Origin of the sequence: Erythrobacter ani (assembly GCF_019204025.1) — a bacterium.
Classification (GTDB): domain Bacteria; phylum Pseudomonadota; class Alphaproteobacteria; order Sphingomonadales; family Sphingomonadaceae; genus Erythrobacter; species Erythrobacter ani.
Genome location: NZ_JAGSPB010000002.1, coordinates 1,128,180 through 1,146,296, shown reverse-complemented (window position 1 = coordinate 1,146,296; position 18,117 = coordinate 1,128,180). Strand labels below are relative to the sequence as shown.

Here is an 18,117-nt window from a genome sequence, read left to right as displayed (position 1 = left end):
CGAGCCTTAAGCGTTGGTTTGGATTCGAGGCAAGCAAATAACGGCGCGCAAATGTCGCCATCCACAGCAATCGGACAAATATGCCCGCCTCGCCGTGCGGATTATCTACTCTGCGAGGGGATCGTCTTGAGCAGGCACCGGCTCTTCATTGGCAGGAGCGTCGCCGCCGCTTGGCTCACCCAGTAGATCCGGAACACCCGAACCGCCCACATCGCGGTCGAGCGTGGTGCTGATTGCGCTGTTGCTGGTTTCATTTACGGCAACCGCCGCAAGCGCAATCGAGAGTGCCACGAATGCAACTGCCAGCCATTTCGTCGCCCGCGTGAGGAAATCCGCTGCTCCGCGCGCACCAAGCGCGCCATTGGGATTGCCGCCAATCCCGAGTCCGCCCCCTTCGCTGCGCTGCATGAGCACGACGCCGACCAATGCGGCGGCCACGATGGCTTGGAGGACTGTGAGGAATAGGAACATGGAACTCGATCTCGATAGTATGTGTGCGCGCTATTTAAGGCGCTCATGAGCCAGCGGCAAGGGCAAGGCTTGAGCCTTACGCGTCCACAGTCTCTGCTGCGGCAAGGGCGATGCTCATGAAGCTATCCGCCGTAAGGCTCGCCCCTCCAACAAGCGCCCCGCCCACTTCGGCCGTGCCGAGGATTTCAGACGCATTTTCCGGTTTGACAGAACCGCCATAGAGGATGCGTATTTCCGCACCATTCTCGGCACCGTACAGGTCGACCAGAAGCGCGCGGATTGCAGCATGCATTTCCGCGATGTCGGCGACAGTGGCAGTATTACCGGTGCCGATCGCCCAGATCGGTTCGTATGCGATGGTGATACGTTCCTGGAGATCCTCCAGATCTTTCACGCTGTCCGGAAGCGATGCCTTGAGCTGCTTCGTCACAAAATCGATCGCAGTGCCTGCCTCGCGCGTTTTCGCGCTTTCACCGCAGCACAGGATGACCCGCAGACCTGCCGCCAAAGCGGCTTCTGCCTTGGCATTCACCAATTTGTTGCTCTCGCCGTGATTCTCACGCCGTTCGCTATGGCCGAGGATCACGAACTTCGCGCCGGCATCGGCAACCATTCCGGCGGAAATGTCACCGGTGTGAGCGCCGTCTTCCTCGTAATGGCAATCCTGAGCGCCGACCCCGATCTGCTCTGCCTCCCGGTGGACCGGGTGGATCAAGGTGTATGGCGGAGCAATCGCAACTTCGACTTTCATGTGCCGCTGCGCTGCGCGGTCGATCGCGCGCGCTTCCGACAGCATTGCGCGCATGCCGTGCATTTTCCAGTTACCGACGATGTAGGGCCTCTGAGGCATTCAATAATCCTAATGAACTTCAATTCGGTACGAATCCGAAGCCCTCATTTAGGGTCGAGGGGCCGCGTCCGCTACCCGAGTAAAGAGATACAGTCAAAACGTCTGCGAACCTGTTGCCGGGAGGTCGCATGGCCGATAAAGCGCTCTGCCAGAAGTGCAACCGCACACCAGATCAGATCGGTGCCGGCAGGCGCTGCATAACGTCGGGATTTGAAGACAGCACATGATTTCGTTCTTTCGCAATTTCTTCCAATCGAAAATCGGCCTGCCGATCTTTATCGGGTTTCTCGTTCTTGTAGCCCTGGCGTTTGCTGCTGCCGACATTACGGGCGCGACATTTGGCGGCGTTTCAGGTGGTGACCGGGTCGCCGTCGTCGGCGACGACCGGATCACGACGTCGGAATTGGTCAGCACATCCAATTCTGCAGTCCAGAACATCCGGCGTGAGAATCCCACCATCACCATGCCTGAGTTCGTGGAACAGGGCGGCCTCGATGAGGTGTTTAGCCAGTTGATCGATCGCTATGCCATCGGCGGCTATGCCGAACGCCACGGCCTGCGCGCGGGCGACAATCTGGTGAACAGCGAAATTCTCAAGATTTCCGCGTTTCGCGGAGCAACAGGTGAATTCGATCAGCAGGTGTATCAAGCTGCCTTGCGCAATCAAGGACTGACAGATGCGGTGGTGCGGCGCGATCTCGCCGATGGCCTGCTCGCGCAGCAATTGCTTGAACCGGCGCTCGCCGCACCGCAGATGCCCGCCAAAGCCGCGAAGCAATATGCCGCGTTGCTACTCGAGCGTCGTCGCGGCGGAATAGCATTTGTCCCAAGCTTCGCGTTCGCACCTGACGAAGAGCCCACCGACGCGCAGCTCGAAACGTTCTATAGCGAGAATCGTGCACGCTTTACTTTACCGCAACGCCGCACGATCAGATACGCGCAGTTTGGCCCCGAGAATCTCGATATCGATGTCGCGCCGAGCGCCGAGGAAATTCGCAATTTCTACGAGGCGAACGCCCAGCGCTATGCCGCGAGCGAAACCCGCGATGTTTCGTCGTTTCTGGTGCCCACCGAAGATGCGGCACGGTCGCTTGTCGGACGCATTCGCGGTGGCCTTTCGCTAGAAGCCGCCGCGCGGGAAGCCGGGTTCAGCGTCTCGAGCATCACCGGGCAAACACGCGATCAGCTCACATCCGCTTTCAGCGCGGGCGTGGCTCAAAACGTTTTCGCGGCTAACGAAGGACAAATCGCGGAACCCGCGCAGAGTAGCCTCGGCTGGTACGTCGCGCGCGTCGATAACGTGACCCGGACTGAAGCCCGTACGCTCGCCCAGGCGACGCCCGAAATCACCGAAGAGATTACCGTCCAGAAACGCGCCGCGGCGCTTGCCGACCTGAGTGCGCGGATCGAGGAAGAAGTCGATGGCGGGACCGCTCTGGTCGATGTCGCCGAGGCTTACGGGCTCGAAGTGAATACGACGCCTCCAGTGCTCGCCGATGGGCGAATCTTCGGCCAGCAAACGGGATCGCTCAATCCGGCGCTAGCGCGCACGGTCGAAACCGCGTTCCAGATGGATGAAAGCGAACCTCAGCTCGCGGAGATCGTGCCCGGTTCGCAGTTCGTCATCTTCGACGTGGCAGAGATAATTGAAGCAGCCGCCCCACCGCTATCGGAAAACCGCGACGAGGTCAGGATCGCTTGGGGCTTTGCTGAGGGCGCAAAGGCCGCGCGCGAAGCCGCCGACCGGGTGCTTGAACAAGTGCGCGGCGACACTTCACTGGAAGCAGCTGTTTCAGCGGAAGACGCCCGGCTGCCACCGGTAGAGCAAATCGACCTTGAACGCCGCCAGCTGTTCGCTCAGCGAGACCAGAACCCGCCGCCGCCGCTGGTCCTGATGTTCAGCATGGCCGAGGGATCGACCAAGCTGTACGAGGCACCGAACGATATCGGTTGGTACATTGTCAATCTTGCGGACATCGTGACCGAAGATCTACCCGAAGACAGCCCATTGCTGGCGCAGACACGGCAGCAGCTCGCGACCGCTCTCGAGGATGAATATACACAGCAGCTGACCAAAGCTATTCGCGCGGAACTGGGCGTTGAGCAGAACGAAGACGCGCTCGAAGCGGTCCGCCGGCAATTGGTCGGCGAGACCAACTGAACGCGGCGGTATCATGTATAACCTCCATCTCGCGTGACTTCCGCCGCCGCAAACTCCGTCTCGCTCGAGAATGCAGCGCCTGCTGCCGAGGCTCTTACCGCGGGTAAGCCTTCACTGGTCTGGCGGCGCATGATTGCCGACAGTGATACGCCTGTCGGCGCCGCACGCCGCCTCATCGAGCCGGGGCGCGGCGATTTCCTGCTGGAGTCCGTTGAAGGCGGCGAAGTTCGCGGGCGTTACAGTCTGCTTGGCCTCGATCCCGACCTGGTCTTTCGCGCAAGCGAGGGCGAGGCGGCCATCAATCGCAAATGGCGCGCGGATCGGGATGCCTTCGAAGCGTGCGACGCCGACGCGCTCACCGAGCTGCGCGGGCTGGCTGGCCGGTGCCGGATCGACGTCCCTGACGCGTTGCCCCCTGCCCTCGCCTGCCTGGTCGGGTATTTTGGATACGAGACGATCGGGCTGGTCGAGGCTTTACCACGGGCGGAAGCAAGTGAGCTGGCCTTGCCCGACATGCTATTCGTGCGCCCGACGATCATCCTAGTGTTCGACGGGCTGACAGACGAGCTGTTCTGCATCGCGCCGATCTGGGAGGCAGCCGATCCCGCCAAGACGATCGAGCAGGCGGGCGAGCGGATCGACGAAACCATGCGAGCGCTCACCCGCCCTCGTCCACCGGAACCGCGCCTGCCGGATAGCGACGTCACTGCCGAGCTTGTGCCGGTGATGGCGGAAGCCGATTACAAAGCGATGGTGGCGCGCGCCAAGGACTACATCGTCGCCGGTGACATTTTCCAGGTCGTTTTGGCGCAGCGCTTTACCTGCCCATTCGAATTGCCCCCGCTTGAGTTGTACCGCGCTCTGCGGCGGGTCAATCCATCGCCGTTTCTTTACTTTCTCGACCTGCCCGGATTCTCGATTGTGGGGTCCAGTCCTGAGATCCTCGTGAGGGTGCGCGATGATGAGGTCACGATCAGGCCCATTGCTGGCACTCGCCCGCGAGGCGCGAATCCCGCGGAAGACCGCGAGAATGAGCGAAGCCTGCTCGCCGATCCCAAGGAACGCGCAGAACATTTGATGCTGCTCGACCTTGGGCGCAATGATGTCGGCCGGGTTGCTACGCAGGGCAGCGTAGAGGTGACTGACAGCTTTACGATCGAGCGTTACAGCCATGTCATGCACATCGTAAGCAATGTGATAGGTACGCTCTCCGATGAGAAGGACGCTCTCGATGCGCTTTTTGCTGGCTTCCCGGCGGGGACGGTCTCGGGCGCGCCAAAGATCCGCGCGTGCGAAATCATTGCGGAGCTAGAACCTGAAACGCGCGGCGCATATGCGGGCGGCGTCGGATACTTTGCGCCTGACGGGTCGGTGGACAGCTGTATCGTCCTGCGCACCGCGGTCGTCAAAGACGGCATGATGCACGTACAGGCTGGCGCAGGTATCGTCGCCGACAGCGATCCTGATTACGAATATGCCGAGTGCCGGGCAAAAGCGGGCGCGCTGATTGCCGCCGCAAACGAAGCGCTGCGCGTCGCGCGTGAGCCCGGTTTCGGACAATGATTGGCACAAGGGCAAAGGTTATGAGGGCATCTCTCGGATCACGTTTCATTTCGGCGTTTGCCGCTTTGTGCGCGCTGGTGATGGTGTCCTCGCAAGCCGCGGCCGAGGATTGGATCGCGCTTGCCGACGAGCACTTGATCGAGCTGGAGGATTTTACCTTCGACACAGGCGAAACACTTCCGTCGATCGCGATGCATGCTCTCACCCTTGGAACGCCGCGCCGGAATGCCGACGGCGAGATCGAAAACGCGGTCATGCTGCTGCACGGAACGGGAGGGCAGGCGAGCTCCCTACTTCGTCCCCAGTTCGCCGACGCGATGTTCGGTCCCGGCCAACCGCTCGATATCGAGAAATTTTTCGTGATCTCGCCGAGCAATCTCGGTCACGGCAAAAGCAGCAAGCCGAGCGACGGCCTGCGAACCGCGTTTCCGCGCTACGATTATGATGACATGGTACGAGCGCAGTACCGCATGCTGACCGAGGGGTTCGACGTCAGGGGGCTGGAGATGATCCTCGGCACGTCGATGGGTTGCATGCACTCTTTCGTCTGGGGTCCGACCCATCCCGGCTTCGTGGATAGATTCGTTGCCCTCGCCTGTAATGCAGTGGAGATCGCGGGGCGTAACCGGTTGATGCGGCAGATGGTCATCGATGGTTTCAGGAACGATCCCGCCTATGATCGCGGAAATTACGACAACGCCGGCGACCTTCTGCAAGGTCAGGCGATCCGCCGCGATGTGCTGACGCTGGCGGGCAGCAATCCCTACCGCCAGGCTGCGGAATTGCCGACCCGGGAAGACGCCGAAAGATTCTATGCCGCGCGCGTCGCCGCCTTCGCCGAGAATCCGATCGATCCCAACGATACGATCTATCAATTCGACGCGTCGCGGTATTACAACCCAGCCTCGCGCCTGAGCGAGATTTCGGCTCCGGTTCTATGGATCAACTCGGCCGACGATTTCATCAATCCGCCGGGATTGGGCAATCCAGCGGCGCTTGCTTCGCTGATGCCGAATACCCGGTTCGTGCTAATCCCGCCGAGTGCAGAAACTTACGGTCACGGCACGCATAGCCATCCCGCGTTATGGATGGACGAACTCCTGCGATTCCTGGATGAAAACCCATGAGACGTCCCGCAACCCTGACAATCTGCTGTCTTGCTCTGGCTGCCTGCGACCAGAGACCCGAGGGCGAGCCCGTCATGCGCGCGCAGCTCGATCCGGATGGCGGCGTGACGGAGATCGTGGCCGAAGTCGACGATCGACCTGCTCTGCCTCCACAGCAGGCTGCCTCTGCCTGCGCGCTGGTCACGTTCGAAACCGTACCGCTGACGCACTGTGTGGCTGAACCCGGCGAACATCGCATTTCGACGGCGCTCGCCCCGTCGAGCGGTGAAGATTTCGGCCGGCTGGAAAGTTTCGCGCGTACTATTGCCCCAGAGACCGTGGAGTTCGCCATGAACGGCGGAATGTACGGCGATGATTTGAGAGCCATAGGGTACTTCGTGCGTGACAGCGAACGACTTTCCGAACTTAACCGCGCGGATGGCTCAGGCAATTTTCACATGAAGCCCAACGGCGTATTCTTCGGCAGCGAGGGCGCTTGGCAAGTGCTGGATACGGATACATTCTTCCGCACGGTTGGCGATCGCCCTCAATTCGGCACACAATCCGGCCCGATGCTCGTCATAGAGGGAGAACTGCACCCCGAATTCCAGGAGAACGGCCCCTCGCGCGCAATCCGCAACGGCGTCGGCGTCGATGCCGAAGGCAATGCGCATTTCGTCATTTCCGAAGAGCCGATCAGCTTTGGCCAATTCGCGCGGTTTTTCCGCGATCGTCTGGAAACACCGAACGCTCTCTATCTCGATGGCAACGTCTCCTCTCTCTGGAACCCGGCAACGGGACGCATGGATGGCGGACGGGTCGGCCCACTACTAGTAGTGGAGAAAAAGTAATGCCTGCGAGCAACATGCAAGATTACGAGCGCTCCCTCTACCCGGAAATCGAGCCATATGAGACCGGCATGCTCGATGTGGGCGAAGGGCATTCGCTCTATTACGAAAGATGCGGCACACCGGGCGCCAAGCCTGCAGTCTTTCTTCACGGCGGGCCCGGCGGAGGCATGGCCCCTTCACATCGCCGACAATGGGATCCCGAGCTTTACGACGTCTTGCTGTTCGACCAGCGCGGCTGCGGCAAGTCGCTTCCCTTCGCGGAAATCGAGAACAACGACACAGCGCGGATCGTTGCCGATATCGAGCGGCTGCGCGAAATGTGCGGACACGATGCTTGGCAGGTTTTCGGAGGAAGCTGGGGTGCCACACTCGCGCTCGCCTATTCGCAGGCTCACCCGCAACGTACGACCGAACTCGTATTGCGCGGCGTCTTCCTCGCCCGGCAAAGAGAGCGCAACTGGCTGTACGGATACGGCGCGAGTGAAATCATGGCCGAGCAATGGGATGCTTTTTCCGGTCACGTTCCCGAGAACGAGAGAGACGATCTCGTCACCGCCTATTACAAGCGGTTGACCAGCGATGATGAACCGACGCGGCTGGCGGCAGCGAAGGAATGGTCGTTGTGGGAAGGCAGTGTCGCAACCCTGCTTCCGAACGAAGCTTTGATGGATGAATTTGCCGACCCCTCCAAGGCGGTGCCGTTCGCGCGGATCTGCGCCAAGTTTTTCCTAGAGGACTTCTTCCTGGACGAGTCGCAATTGCTCACCAATGCGCACCGGCTGTCCGGGATTCCCGGTATCATTGTGCAGGGTCGGCACGATATCTGCACGCCTCCGGGTGCGGCATGGGCGCTCAAGAAAGCATGGCCCGAGGTCGAGCTGTGGATCGTCCACGATGCCGGACACAGTGCCAGCGAACCCGGCATAATCGACGGGCTCGTCCGCGCGACTGACGAACTTGCAGGAAAGCCGGTATGATCTTGGTCATCGACAATTACGACAGCTTCACCTTCAATCTGGTCCACTACCTGATGGAGCTCGGCGCGAAGGTCCGTGTCGAGCGCAATGATGCGCTCACCGCAAGCGAAGCGTTGGCGACGGGCGCAAGCGGCTTTCTCATTTCGCCCGGACCCTGCACACCGAACGAGGCAGGCATCAGCCTCGACCTGGTGGCAGCGTGCGCCGATGCGGGTAAGCCGCTGCTAGGCGTGTGCCTTGGGCATCAATCCATCGGCCAGCACTTTGGCGGACATGTGGTTCGCGGAGGCCTCATGCATGGCAAGACCTCGCCAGTGACGCATGATGGCAGTGGCGTGTTTGCAGGCCTGCCCTCCCCTTTCACTGCGACGCGTTACCACAGTCTCGAAGTGGTCGACGTGGCAGGTGCGCTGGTCGCGAACGCGCATGCCGATACACCCGGTTCGCATGCCGCCAGCGTCATGGGTTTCCGCCATGAGGAGCTTCCCATCCACGGCGTGCAATTCCATCCCGAAAGCATCGCGACCGAGCACGGCCACGCCCTGCTCGCCAACTTCATGAAAGCGTGCGGGATTGACGCGCGCATGCCGGTAAGGCTCGCATCATGAATTCGCTGCCCGATGTATCGACCCCGCTCAGCGAGACCGATGCGGAAACCGCGTTCGGCAGCCTTTTGGACGGCGCGCCGAGCGAGGATGAAATCGAGCGTTTTCTGATCGCTCTGTCAGAGCGAGGCGAAACTTCCGACGAAATTGCCGGCGCAGCGCGCGCACTGCGAGCGCGCTTGCTCCCGATTGACGCACCCGCTGACGCGATCGATGTCTGCGGCACCGGCGGCGACGGGCACCATACGCTCAACGTTTCGACCGCCGTCAGCCTGGTGGTCGCGGCCTGCGGGGTTCCGGTTGCGAAGCACGGCAACCGTGCCGCGTCATCGAAAGCGGGCGCTGCCGACACGCTGGAGGCGCTCGGCCTCGATATGGATGCGGCGGGCCGGACAGCCGAGAAAACGCTTGCGGAAATCGGTATCTGCTTTCTCTTCGCCAAGAACCACCATCCCGCAATGGGCCGGATTCAACCGATCCGTAAAAGGATCGGCAAGCGCACCATCTTCAATCTCATGGGTCCGCTGTCCAATCCGGCAGGAGTCGAAAGCCAGCTAATCGGTATCGCGCGCCCAGCATACGTACCGATTTATGCCGGAGCGATGGCCAAGCTCGGTACGGGCCGGTCGCTTATCGTGTCGGGAGACGAAGGGCTTGACGAATTATCGCTCGCGGGCGGTAACGAGGTCGCTCTCGTCACCGGGAACGCCTTTGAGATGCACAGGCTTCACCCCTTCGACGCCGATCTCCAGATTGCGCCAATAGAGGCCATTCGCGGAGACGATGCGAAGCACAACGCCGCCGCACTCGAGGCGCTTCTGATGGGTGCGCCGGGCCCATACCGCGATGCCGTTGCATTCAATGCGGCGGGCGCTCTTGCAGTGGCTGGCCGTGGAGAAGAATGGCCCGAGAGAGTGGTCATGGCGGTTGAAGCGATCGACTCCGGAGCCGCTCTCAAGGTACTCAAACGCTGGATCGAACTGGCGAGTTAGGTTGCATGAACAAGCTTGAAGAAATCTGCGTGGCCAAGCGCGAAATCGTCGCTGCGCGAAAATCGGTGATCTCACGCGCACAGATGGAAGAAACCGCTCGCACGCAGACCCGCCCGCGCGGCTTTGAATCGGCGCTGCGTGGCTCCGCCGAACTGGGTTTTGCACTGATTGCGGAAATCAAAAAAGCGAGTCCGTCCAAGGGTTTGATACGCGAAGATTTCAAACCGGCTGAACATGCGCGCGATTATGAAAAAGGCGGAGCTGCGTGCCTGTCCGTCCTGACCGATGCACCCTACTTCCAGGGCCATGACGACTTTCTCGTGGCGGCGCGCGCGGCCTGTTCGCTGCCTGTTCTGCGAAAGGATTTCATGGTCGATCCCTGGCAGTGTCTCGAAGCGCGCACATTGGGCGCTGACGCCATCCTGATCATCGTCGCCGCGCTCGATGACACCGAAATGGCGGAAATCGAGGCAGCGGCGGTCGAACACAATATGGATGTGCTTGTCGAGGTGCATGACGAAGCCGAGATGGAGCGCGCAGCCGAGGTGCTAAAATCGCGCCTGATCGGCATCAACAATCGCGATCTGAGGACTTTCAAAACATCTTTGGCGACGACAGAGCGTCTTGCTCCGCTCGCGCCCGAAGGCGCTCTTCTGGTTGGCGAAAGCGGCATTGCTGCGCACGCGGATCTTCAACGGCTCGCTCAGTCGGGTGTGCGATCCTTCCTCGTCGGAGAAAGCCTGATGCGCTCGGAAGACGTTGCAGCGGCGACACGAACCCTTATCGAAGGTTGAAACGAAGGCCTGTCCTACCCCGGCGGATCGTGGCATGAACGCCCGATGACAGCGATTTGCTCTCCAGAACCGAACGGCAGAATTTGCCCATCAGGACCGTGTAACATGCGGTCCATGTCTCCGAACGTGGCGGTTCCCAAATGAGCGATCTGACCCATCTCGACGCCAGTGGCGCCGCCCGGATGGTGGATGTCGGCGTCAAGAAGGAAACGCGCCGCGTTGCGATAGCATCGGGCCGGATAAGGATGTCTGCAGAAGCTCTCGAAGCGATCCGTGCCGGTGACGCTCCCAAGGGGGATGTGCTTGGCACAGCCAGGATTGCAGGGATCATGGCGGCCAAGCGGACCGGCGATCTCATCCCCTTGTGCCATCCCCTAGGACTGGAAGCGGTGACGATCGACTTCGATCTTGGCGATCATGCGATTACCGTAACCGCCAGCGCCTCTCTCACAGGGAAGACCGGCGTCGAAATGGAAGCGATGGTTGCGGCGACCACTGCGCTGCTCACGGTTTACGACATGGCGAAGGCGATCGACAAAGGCATGGTGATCGACGCGGTCCGCCTGATCGAGAAGCGCGGCGGCAAATCGGGTGTATGGAAGGCGCAGGCCTGATGGCGGCGATGCTCACGCTCGAAGAAGCGCAGGAGCGGCTCCTTGCACTTGCACCAATTGGCGAAACCGAGCGGATCGTTACCGACAAGATCGCCGATTCCCGCTATCTTGCGGAGGATTTGCAAGCACTCCGCACTCAGCCGTCGGCGGACCTCTCCGCGATGGACGGATATGCCATCTGTGGTGAAGGACCGTGGCTCAAAGTGGGCGAAAGCCGCGCGGGTACGCCGTTCTCCGGCGCCCTTGAGCCCGGGCAGTGTACGCGTATCTCGACCGGGGCACACATGCCAAACGGATCGGACAGGGTGCTGATCCAGGAAAACGCCTGCCTCAACGCGGATCTGGTTCACCTTGCAGAATCCGAAACTCTACCTGAAGCGCAGCGTCATGTTCGCAGCCGAGGCTTCGACTTCGCGGAAGGAGACCGGTTGCTGACCGCTGGCACATCGCTGGGCCCCGCCCAACTGGCACTCGCTCTCGCCTCCGGTCACGGAAAGCTCCCGGTGCGCGCCTTACCCCGGGTCGCCGTGCTCGACAGCGGAGACGAGCTGGTGCGCGATCCATTGGAATGCGGACCGGACCAGATCCCGGCCAGCAACGGTGCGATGATAGGCGCGATGCTGCGGCCTCTTGTCGGCGAGGTCGCTCGGCTCGGCCCTGTCCCCGACGACAAAGCGGCCCTTGCAGAGGCGTTGGCTCAGGCTGAGAATTGCGACATCCTCATCACTTCGGGCGGGGCGTCAGTCGGCGATCACGATCTGGTGCGGCAGGCTCTGAAGGACTGGGGCGCGGACCTGGCATTCTGGAAGGTCGCAATCAAACCGGGGAAGCCGCTGATGGTGGCGACACGCGGCAAACAGGTGATCGTCGGACTGCCGGGCAATCCGGTTTCGAGCTTCGTCACATGCTTTCTCTTCGCATTACCGCTGGTGCGCGCTGCGCTGGGGGCCGCCAATCCGCTTCCGCCGGTGCAGCACCTCTCCGCAGGCGAGAACTTGCCTGAGGTCGGCTCACGGCGCGAGTTCCTTCGGGGAATCAGTGATGGCGCACATGTCAGGCGCGCGGCATCTCAGGATTCAAGCGCGTTGCTCGCCTTGGCATCTGCCAATTGTCTTATCGAGCGCCCCGCATGCTCCGCCGCTGTGAGCAACGGCGAACAAGTGGCCGTCTATAACCTCCAAAATGGCTGAATTCCGGGGGCGAGCCTCCACAGGTTTGCTTGACAGGACGAATCGGGTTGCCTATTCGTTCTTCATTCGTTCACCATAAGGGCGGACGAAGAGTGTTCGCAACGCACCAGCAGCTAAGGTGCCTCTTGGAATGCGCTTGTCTGGCACTGTGGGCGGTAAGACGCCTTGGTAAGGTGCGCATCAGGGAGTTACCCCCATGCTGACTGCAAAGCAGCACGAGTTGATCCAGTTCATCCAGAAACGCCTGGATGAGACGGGAATATCGCCAAGTTTCGAAGAGATGAAGGAAGCTCTCGAGCTCAAGAGCAAGTCCGGTGTCCACCGCTTGATTTCAGCTCTCGAGGAACGCGGCTTCATCCGCCGTCTGCCCAATCGGGCACGCGCGCTCGAAGTGATCAAGAAACCCGAGGACGCGACGCCCACGCCGCGGGCCACCATCGCGGCAAACGATGCGGTGGCATCTGCTTCGGAACTGATGAACAAATCCCCAGAACCCGCGAACGACGTGATCGAGATTCCGCTGCACGGCAGGATCGCGGCAGGCGCTCCGATTGAGGCGCTTGAAGGACAGAACTCGCTTCCTGTGCCGGCGGCCTTGCTAGGGCCCGGTGAGCATTACGCTCTGGAAGTTTCGGGCGATTCGATGATCGAAGCCGGGATTTTCGACGGCGACTTCGCGCTTGTCCGCCGTACAGACAGCGCACGCGACGGTGAAATCGTCGTCGCGCTGGTGCGCGGCGAAGAGGCGACGCTGAAATACCTTCACAAGGAAGGCGGCAGCGTCCGCCTCGATCCCGCCAATGCCTCGTATGATCCGCAGGTGTATGGGCCGGATGAAGTTCAGGTACAGGGCAAACTCGCCGGGCTGCTCAGACGCTACCACTGATTTGGGTAGGTGCGGGGATGGCGATCAAGGTCGCTCCCCGCGCCACCAACCGTGCTCGCCCTGCCCTGCGACAACGCTTGTGATTCGTTCATTGCCAAGGTCAACCGCCAGTCCGCCTGTTTGCACGAGTAGGCGGCGATCGGCCTTGAGCCAGCGCGGCTTGCATGACCGCGGCAGGAACCGGTCCGCAATCACGATGTCCGACCGCTCGCATGCCGCAGCCAGAGCGCGCTCTTGCACCAGATCACGATTTCGCGCCATCAGGATGGTCCAGTCGCGAGCTCCGCGTGCGATAGTGATTATGCAGAACTGGCTGGAACAATTGGCGCCTGGCCAATCGGCCACAGGGACCGGGTCGCTCGTCACGCTGGCCAGTTCGAGGAGGTTGTCGCGCGAATAGGAGGAACGGCTATCGCGCAAACTGAGCAACCGCCGCTCACCATCCGGTCCCTCGACCGTGATGCCCACATGGCGTCCTTCCCGTCCGACCAGCACGTCCGGTATCGGGGTCAAGACCAGCATGGTCGAGCCGATTGCTGCAGGTGCAAAACCCCACAATCGTGCCCTCCCGTTCCACAGCGCCAGCCAGAGCGCGCCCGCGACGAACAACGCGATGGTCAACTTGTCCATCTGCGGCATCAGCTTGACCGCGCCGGGCTGCGACGAAGTCAGGTGAGCGAGGGCAAGCAGTGCATCAAGCGATTGCTGTACGAGCCACCAGGCGGGAGCGCCTACGCCCACCACGTCGAGCGCGAGCGCCAAAGCAATCAGGGGCATCGACACAAACGTGACTAGCGGGATCGCGGCGACATTGGCGAACGCCCCGTAAAGTCCGGCTCGGTGAAAATGGAACAGGACGATCGGCATCAGCGCGATCTCGATAACCAATCCCGTAACAAACAGCATAACCACGCGGCGCCCGAAGCGGTTGAGCCATGGTTCTTCACGCGGCGCCAAGAATGCCCTGGCGGGTGCAGACGAATGAAGTGCAACAATGGCCAGCACCGCTGAAAAACTCATCTGGAAGCTGGGGCCGACGACGCTTTCCGGCCACAACAGCATCACAAACACCGCAGCTGTCGCCACCATTCGCAGAGAGAGCGCGTCCCTCCCCATCGCAAGCGCGATCAGGACGAGCATGGCCGCGGCGCAACTGCGTACCGTGGGCACTTCCGCTCCCGTGAGCAGCGTGTATCCAATCCCCGCAAGCGCGCCTACAGCAGCCGCGGCGATTGGCAACCGGACCCGGAGCGCGATGGGCGGCACCAATGCCAGCAGTTTGAGTGCCAGCAGGTATGCAGCAGCGATCACCGCGCTCACATGCAATCCGCTGATCGAAAGCAGGTGCGTAAGTCCCGCATCACGCATTGCGTCCTCATCCGCCTCAGTGATCGCGCCACGGTCCCCGCTTGCGAAAGCGGCGGCTATCGTCCCCGCAGATCCGCTGACATTTTCGCGTACGTGCGAGGATAACTCACGCTGTATCGCGGCAATCCCCGTGGTAGGTGGCGCCTCCTCGATAATCTCGATCCCGCCAATGACAGTTCCGGTCGCTGCCAGCCCCTTGAACCAGGCGGCCCGGGCGAAATCATAGGCTCCGGGAAGCATCGGACTCGCTGGCGGCATGAGGCGCACGCGGGTTCGGACAATCGCGCCTTCGATCAATCCTTCGCCGATCTCGTTTTCGGAACCGGGACTGTCGGAAGGCACGTTTATGCGGATCTTGCGAGCGGTTCCGTTTTCGGCGTCGCGAACTGCGAGGGTGAGCCGCATCCGGTCGCGCGAGGGCTGATCTTCACGTTCGAGGACGTAACCTTGCACGCGCTCTACCACCGGGCGCTCGATTGGTTCTGCGCCCACCGTCTCCGATCGCAGCCAGATGACCGTAATCCCGGCAGCAAACACGAGACCGCAAGCCATGATTGCGCTTCGCAGGTGCCCGCGCTCCTCATCACCGCGCCATGCTGCGAGAGCAGCCAGTGCGATTAGAATACCGCCAGCGATCGCAGCGACCCATTGCCAAGGCGAGGCCAGTGCGAACCATGCGAGGATACCGGCTCCAAAAATTACGGCAAGCCACGGTGCGCGGTCAAATCCTGCATTGGCGAGGAAATTCTCTGCGAAATCTGCGAATGTGCGCGGGATGCTGGACAAGCCAGCAGCCCTTTGCCAAGGGCGCTGCATTGCAACATCATCAACGACCGGCCCGCCAATCGCGCCGTCGCCCAATGGCACCAACGGCGCGTCGCGCATTGTGCTCCCCTCGCTCCCGATGGGTGAATTGAAAAGGAATTTGAACGACATGGCAAGCAAAAGCGAAAGCGGCGCGAGCGCGGTGGTTACCCGTTTTGCACCTTCGCCAACCGGCTTCCTGCATATCGGCGGTGCGCGTACAGCGCTGTTCAACTGGCTTTATGCCCGGCACCATGGCGGGCGCGCCTTGCTGAGGATCGAGGACACCGACCAGAAACGCTCCACGCAGGAGGCCATCGATGCCATTCTTGACGGACTCCAATGGCTGGGCCTCGAATATGACGATGCGCCGATATTCCAGTCGGATCGCGCCGAGCGCCATGCAGAGGTCGCTCAAAAACTGCTCGAGGCAGGGCAGGCCTATAAGTGCTTCGCCACGTCCGAAGAACTGGATGCGATGCGCGCCGAGCAGCGCGCCAACAAACAGCCGATGCGGTACGATGGGCGCTGGCGCGACCGCGATCCTTCCGAAGCCCAGCCAGATGCGCCGTTTACGATCCGTCTCAAAACACCTCAGGATGGCGAGACGACCATCCATGACGAGGTGCAAGGCAGGGTCTCGGTCAGAAACGAGGAGATCGACGACTATATTATCCTGCGTGCCGACGGGACACCGACCTACATGCTCGCGGCGGTCGTCGACGACCACGATATGGGCGTCACCCACGTCATCCGCGGCGACGATCATCTAAACAATGCCTTTCGCCAGCTACCAATCTACCGCGCAATGGAGCAGATCGAAGGCGGCTGGTCGGACCCGGTCTACGCTCACATTCCGTTGATCCACGGATCGGACGGAGCAAAGCTTTCAAAGCGGCACGGGGCTCTTGGCGTGGAGGCGTACCGAGATGAAATGGGTGTGCTGCCCGATGCGCTTTTCAACTACCTGCTTCGGCTCGGTTGGGGACACGGCGACCGGGAGGAAATCACTCGCGCAGAAGCGATCGAACTGTTCGACCTTTCCGGCGTCGGCAAAAGCCCGTCCCGTTTCGATATCAAGAAGCTCGAAAACCTGAATGGGCATTACATCCGCGAAGCCGACAACGCGATGCTGGCAGGGATTGTCGCGCCTCAGATCGAAGGCGAAGTCGACACCGCGCTACTCGCGAAGGCCATGCCGGTGCTGAAAACACGCGCCAAAAGCACGCATGAACTTGCGGAGGGCGCGGCCTTTCTATTCGCTACGCGACCGCTCACGATGACCGAGAAAGCGGCAAAACTGCTGGATGACGAAAGCCGCGCGCGTTTGTCGGTAATTTCGGAGGCTCTTGGCCGCGAAAATGACTGGACAATCGAGGCTCTCGAAGCCACTACCAAAACGCTCGCCGAAGAACTGGAATTGGGACTTGGCAAGCTTGCGCAGCCAATGCGCGCTGCGCTCACCGGGACGACGACGTCACCCGGAATTTTCGACGTTCTGGTCCTACTTGGACGGGAAGAAGCCCTCGCCCGGCTCAACGCACAGGCTGCGTGAGCGGAATTGCAGGGCAGGAATAGAGCAGGAGACACAATCTTGGCAGATCAAAACGCCAAACTCGATATCGGCGGCGAGACCCACGAATTTCCCGTGCTCCAAGGCAGCACCGGTCCCGACGTGGTCGATATTCGTAAGCTGTACGGCCAGACCGGCAAGTTCACGTTCGATCCGGGTTACAAATCCACCGCCAGCTGCGAAAGCGCGCTGACATACATCGATGGACAGGAAGGCGTCCTGCTCCACCGCGGATATCCGATCGGTCAGTTGGCCGAGCATTCGAGCTTCATGGAAGTCTCCTATCTCCTCCTCAACGGCGAACTGCCTGGCCGCGAAGAGCTTGACGATTTCACCTACACGATCACGCGCCACACCATGCTGCACGATCAGTTGCGGCAGTTCTATCAGGGCTTCCGCCGCGATGCTCACCCAATGGCGATCATGTGCGGCGTTGTCGGCGCGCTTTCGGCGTTCTATCATGACAGCACCGACATTTCGGACCCCGAACACCGCAAAATCAGCTCTCATCGCCTGATTGCGAAGATGCCGACAATTGCGGCCGCAGCCTACAAATATTCGGTCGGTCAACCGATGATGCAGCCGGACAACTCGCTCAGCTACACTGGGAATTTCCTGCGCATGACTTTCGGCGTTCCTGCCGAGCCATACGAGGTTGTTCCCGAAGTAGAACGCGCAATGGACCGGATTTTCATTCTCCACGCCGATCACGAACAGAACGCATCGACATCGACCGTTCGCCTGGCCGGCTCGTCGGGCGCCAACCCGTTTGCCTGCATCGCCGCAGGCATTGCCTGCCTTTGGGGCCCAGCCCATGGCGGTGCCAACGAAGCAGCGCTTAACATGCTTCGCGAAATCGGCACTCCGGACAAGATCCCGCATTACATCGAGCGTGCGAAGGACAAGAACGATCCCTTCCGCCTGATGGGTTTCGGTCACCGGGTCTACAAGAACTACGATCCGCGTGCGACCGTCATGCAGAAAACGGTGCGTGAGGTGTTCGATGCGCTGAAGGTCAAGGATCCCGTATTCGAAACAGCTCTGGCACTCGAGGAAATCGCTCTGAACGACGATTATTTCCGTGAGAAGAAACTGTTCCCGAACGTCGATTTCTATTCGGGTATCATTCTGTCGGCGATCGGTTTCCCGACGACGATGTTCACGGCGCTCTTCGCTCTCGCCCGCACTGTTGGCTGGGTCGCGCAGTGGAACGAGATGATCTCCGATCCAGGCCAGGTCATCGGTCGTCCGCGCCAGCTTTACACCGGCCCGACCGAGCGCGACTACGTCCAGCTCAGCGATCGCTAAACAC

At 60.9% G+C, this 18,117-nt stretch carries 16 protein-coding genes; 13 read left to right on the top strand and 3 right to left on the bottom strand.

All coding sequences use genetic code 11. The features are described 5' to 3' along the window. Window positions 1-105 precede the first annotated feature (105 nt). Together secG and tpiA are read right to left on the bottom strand one after the other, a co-directional pair. Window positions 106-471, bottom strand: a complete 366-nt coding sequence (gene secG, locus KCG45_RS12540) for a preprotein translocase subunit SecG (protein ID WP_218317532.1) — start codon at window positions 469-471, stop codon at window positions 106-108. 76 nt (window positions 472-547) lie between these two features. Continuing rightward, window positions 548-1,321, bottom strand: a complete 774-nt coding sequence (tpiA, locus tag KCG45_RS12535) for a triose-phosphate isomerase (RefSeq protein ID WP_218317531.1) — start codon at window positions 1,319-1,321, stop codon at window positions 548-550. Window positions 1,322-1,544: 223 nt separating this feature from the next. On the opposite strand from tpiA, the gene KCG45_RS12530 reads away from it, so the two are divergent. The 11 genes from KCG45_RS12530 to lexA all read left to right on the top strand — a co-directional run bounded on the left by KCG45_RS12530 (window position 1,545) and on the right by lexA (window position 13,060). After that, window positions 1,545-3,482: a peptidylprolyl isomerase gene (locus KCG45_RS12530; RefSeq protein ID WP_218317530.1), complete on the top strand. Its 1,938-nt coding sequence runs from the start codon at window positions 1,545-1,547 to the stop codon at window positions 3,480-3,482. A gap of 129 nt (window positions 3,483-3,611) precedes the next feature. Continuing rightward, window positions 3,612-5,045, top strand: coding sequence for an anthranilate synthase component I (trpE, locus tag KCG45_RS12525; protein WP_218317686.1), 1,434 nt, complete (start codon window positions 3,612-3,614; stop codon window positions 5,043-5,045). Window positions 5,046-5,065: 20 nt separating this feature from the next. Beyond that, on the top strand, window positions 5,066-6,172 hold the full coding sequence (locus KCG45_RS12520) for an alpha/beta fold hydrolase (protein ID WP_218317529.1): 1,107 nt from the start codon (window positions 5,066-5,068) through the stop codon (window positions 6,170-6,172). Continuing rightward, on the top strand, window positions 6,169-7,002 hold the full coding sequence (locus KCG45_RS12515; RefSeq protein ID WP_218317528.1) for a phosphodiester glycosidase family protein: 834 nt from the start codon (window positions 6,169-6,171) through the stop codon (window positions 7,000-7,002). Before KCG45_RS12520 ends, KCG45_RS12515 begins: the two co-directional genes overlap by 4 nt. Further along, on the top strand, window positions 7,002-7,979 hold the full coding sequence (pip, locus tag KCG45_RS12510; protein WP_255548166.1) for a prolyl aminopeptidase: 978 nt from the start codon (window positions 7,002-7,004) through the stop codon (window positions 7,977-7,979). Before KCG45_RS12515 ends, pip begins: the two co-directional genes overlap by 1 nt. Next, window positions 7,976-8,587, top strand: a complete 612-nt coding sequence (locus tag KCG45_RS12505) for an anthranilate synthase component II (RefSeq protein WP_218317527.1) — start codon at window positions 7,976-7,978, stop codon at window positions 8,585-8,587. Before pip ends, KCG45_RS12505 begins: the two co-directional genes overlap by 4 nt. Then, window positions 8,584-9,576, top strand: coding sequence for an anthranilate phosphoribosyltransferase (gene trpD / locus KCG45_RS12500; RefSeq protein WP_218317526.1), 993 nt, complete (start codon window positions 8,584-8,586; stop codon window positions 9,574-9,576). Before KCG45_RS12505 ends, trpD begins: the two co-directional genes overlap by 4 nt. Window positions 9,577-9,581: 5 nt before the next feature. After that, the gene (gene trpC / locus KCG45_RS12495; protein WP_218317525.1) at window positions 9,582-10,370 is read left to right on the top strand and encodes an indole-3-glycerol phosphate synthase TrpC; all 789 of its coding nucleotides are present in this window, start codon (window positions 9,582-9,584) and stop codon (window positions 10,368-10,370) included. A gap of 140 nt (window positions 10,371-10,510) precedes the next feature. Further along, the gene (gene moaC / locus KCG45_RS12490) at window positions 10,511-10,984 is read left to right on the top strand and encodes a cyclic pyranopterin monophosphate synthase MoaC (protein WP_218317524.1); all 474 of its coding nucleotides are present in this window, start codon (window positions 10,511-10,513) and stop codon (window positions 10,982-10,984) included. After that, window positions 10,984-12,174 (top strand): molybdopterin molybdotransferase MoeA, encoded by a 1,191-nt coding sequence (locus KCG45_RS12485; protein ID WP_218317523.1) that lies wholly within the window; start codon window positions 10,984-10,986, stop codon window positions 12,172-12,174. Before moaC ends, KCG45_RS12485 begins: the two co-directional genes overlap by 1 nt. 196 nt (window positions 12,175-12,370) lie before the next feature. Beyond that, window positions 12,371-13,060 carry a transcriptional repressor LexA gene (gene lexA, locus KCG45_RS12480; RefSeq protein ID WP_218317522.1) on the top strand — a complete coding sequence of 230 codons (690 nt, stop codon included), beginning with the start codon at window positions 12,371-12,373 and terminating at the stop codon, window positions 13,058-13,060. Between the two features lie 24 nt (window positions 13,061-13,084). On the opposite strand, the gene KCG45_RS12475 is transcribed toward lexA, so the two are convergent. Continuing rightward, window positions 13,085-15,313 (bottom strand): ComEC/Rec2 family competence protein, encoded by a 2,229-nt coding sequence (locus tag KCG45_RS12475; RefSeq protein ID WP_218317521.1) that lies wholly within the window; start codon window positions 15,311-15,313, stop codon window positions 13,085-13,087. Between the two features lie 49 nt (window positions 15,314-15,362). Between KCG45_RS12475 and gltX the strand changes: the two genes are divergently transcribed. After that, complete coding sequence (gene gltX, locus KCG45_RS12470) at window positions 15,363-16,787, top strand: glutamate--tRNA ligase (RefSeq protein ID WP_218317520.1); 1,425 nt, start codon at window positions 15,363-15,365, stop codon at window positions 16,785-16,787. Between the two features lie 39 nt (window positions 16,788-16,826). After that, window positions 16,827-18,113: a citrate synthase gene (locus KCG45_RS12465; protein ID WP_218317519.1), complete on the top strand. Its 1,287-nt coding sequence runs from the start codon at window positions 16,827-16,829 to the stop codon at window positions 18,111-18,113. Window positions 18,114-18,117: the final 4 nt, after the last annotated feature.

What these genes read in the sequence shown, in the direction of transcription:
- KCG45_RS12485 (WP_218317523.1), top strand. Translation starts at nt 10,984, where the DNA reads ATGGCGGCGATGCTCACGCTCGAAGAAGCGCAGGAGCGGCTCCTTGCA.
- tpiA (WP_218317531.1), bottom strand. Translation starts at nt 1,321, where the DNA reads ATGCCTCAGAGGCCCTACATCGTCGGTAACTGGAAAATGCACGGCATG.
- KCG45_RS12515 (WP_218317528.1), top strand. Translation starts at nt 6,169, where the DNA reads ATGAGACGTCCCGCAACCCTGACAATCTGCTGTCTTGCTCTGGCTGCC.
- trpE (WP_218317686.1), top strand. Translation starts at nt 3,612, where the DNA reads ATGATTGCCGACAGTGATACGCCTGTCGGCGCCGCACGCCGCCTCATC.
- trpC (WP_218317525.1), top strand. Translation starts at nt 9,582, where the DNA reads ATGAACAAGCTTGAAGAAATCTGCGTGGCCAAGCGCGAAATCGTCGCT.
- KCG45_RS12530 (WP_218317530.1), top strand. Translation starts at nt 1,545, where the DNA reads ATGATTTCGTTCTTTCGCAATTTCTTCCAATCGAAAATCGGCCTGCCG.
- pip (WP_255548166.1), top strand. Translation starts at nt 7,002, where the DNA reads ATGCCTGCGAGCAACATGCAAGATTACGAGCGCTCCCTCTACCCGGAA.
- trpD (WP_218317526.1), top strand. Translation starts at nt 8,584, where the DNA reads ATGAATTCGCTGCCCGATGTATCGACCCCGCTCAGCGAGACCGATGCG.
- gltX (WP_218317520.1), top strand. Translation starts at nt 15,363, where the DNA reads ATGGCAAGCAAAAGCGAAAGCGGCGCGAGCGCGGTGGTTACCCGTTTT.
- KCG45_RS12505 (WP_218317527.1), top strand. Translation starts at nt 7,976, where the DNA reads ATGATCTTGGTCATCGACAATTACGACAGCTTCACCTTCAATCTGGTC.
- KCG45_RS12475 (WP_218317521.1), bottom strand. Translation starts at nt 15,313, where the DNA reads ATGCGCGACGCGCCGTTGGTGCCATTGGGCGACGGCGCGATTGGCGGG.
- secG (WP_218317532.1), bottom strand. Translation starts at nt 471, where the DNA reads ATGTTCCTATTCCTCACAGTCCTCCAAGCCATCGTGGCCGCCGCATTG.
- KCG45_RS12520 (WP_218317529.1), top strand. Translation starts at nt 5,066, where the DNA reads ATGAGGGCATCTCTCGGATCACGTTTCATTTCGGCGTTTGCCGCTTTG.
- lexA (WP_218317522.1), top strand. Translation starts at nt 12,371, where the DNA reads ATGCTGACTGCAAAGCAGCACGAGTTGATCCAGTTCATCCAGAAACGC.
- moaC (WP_218317524.1), top strand. Translation starts at nt 10,511, where the DNA reads ATGAGCGATCTGACCCATCTCGACGCCAGTGGCGCCGCCCGGATGGTG.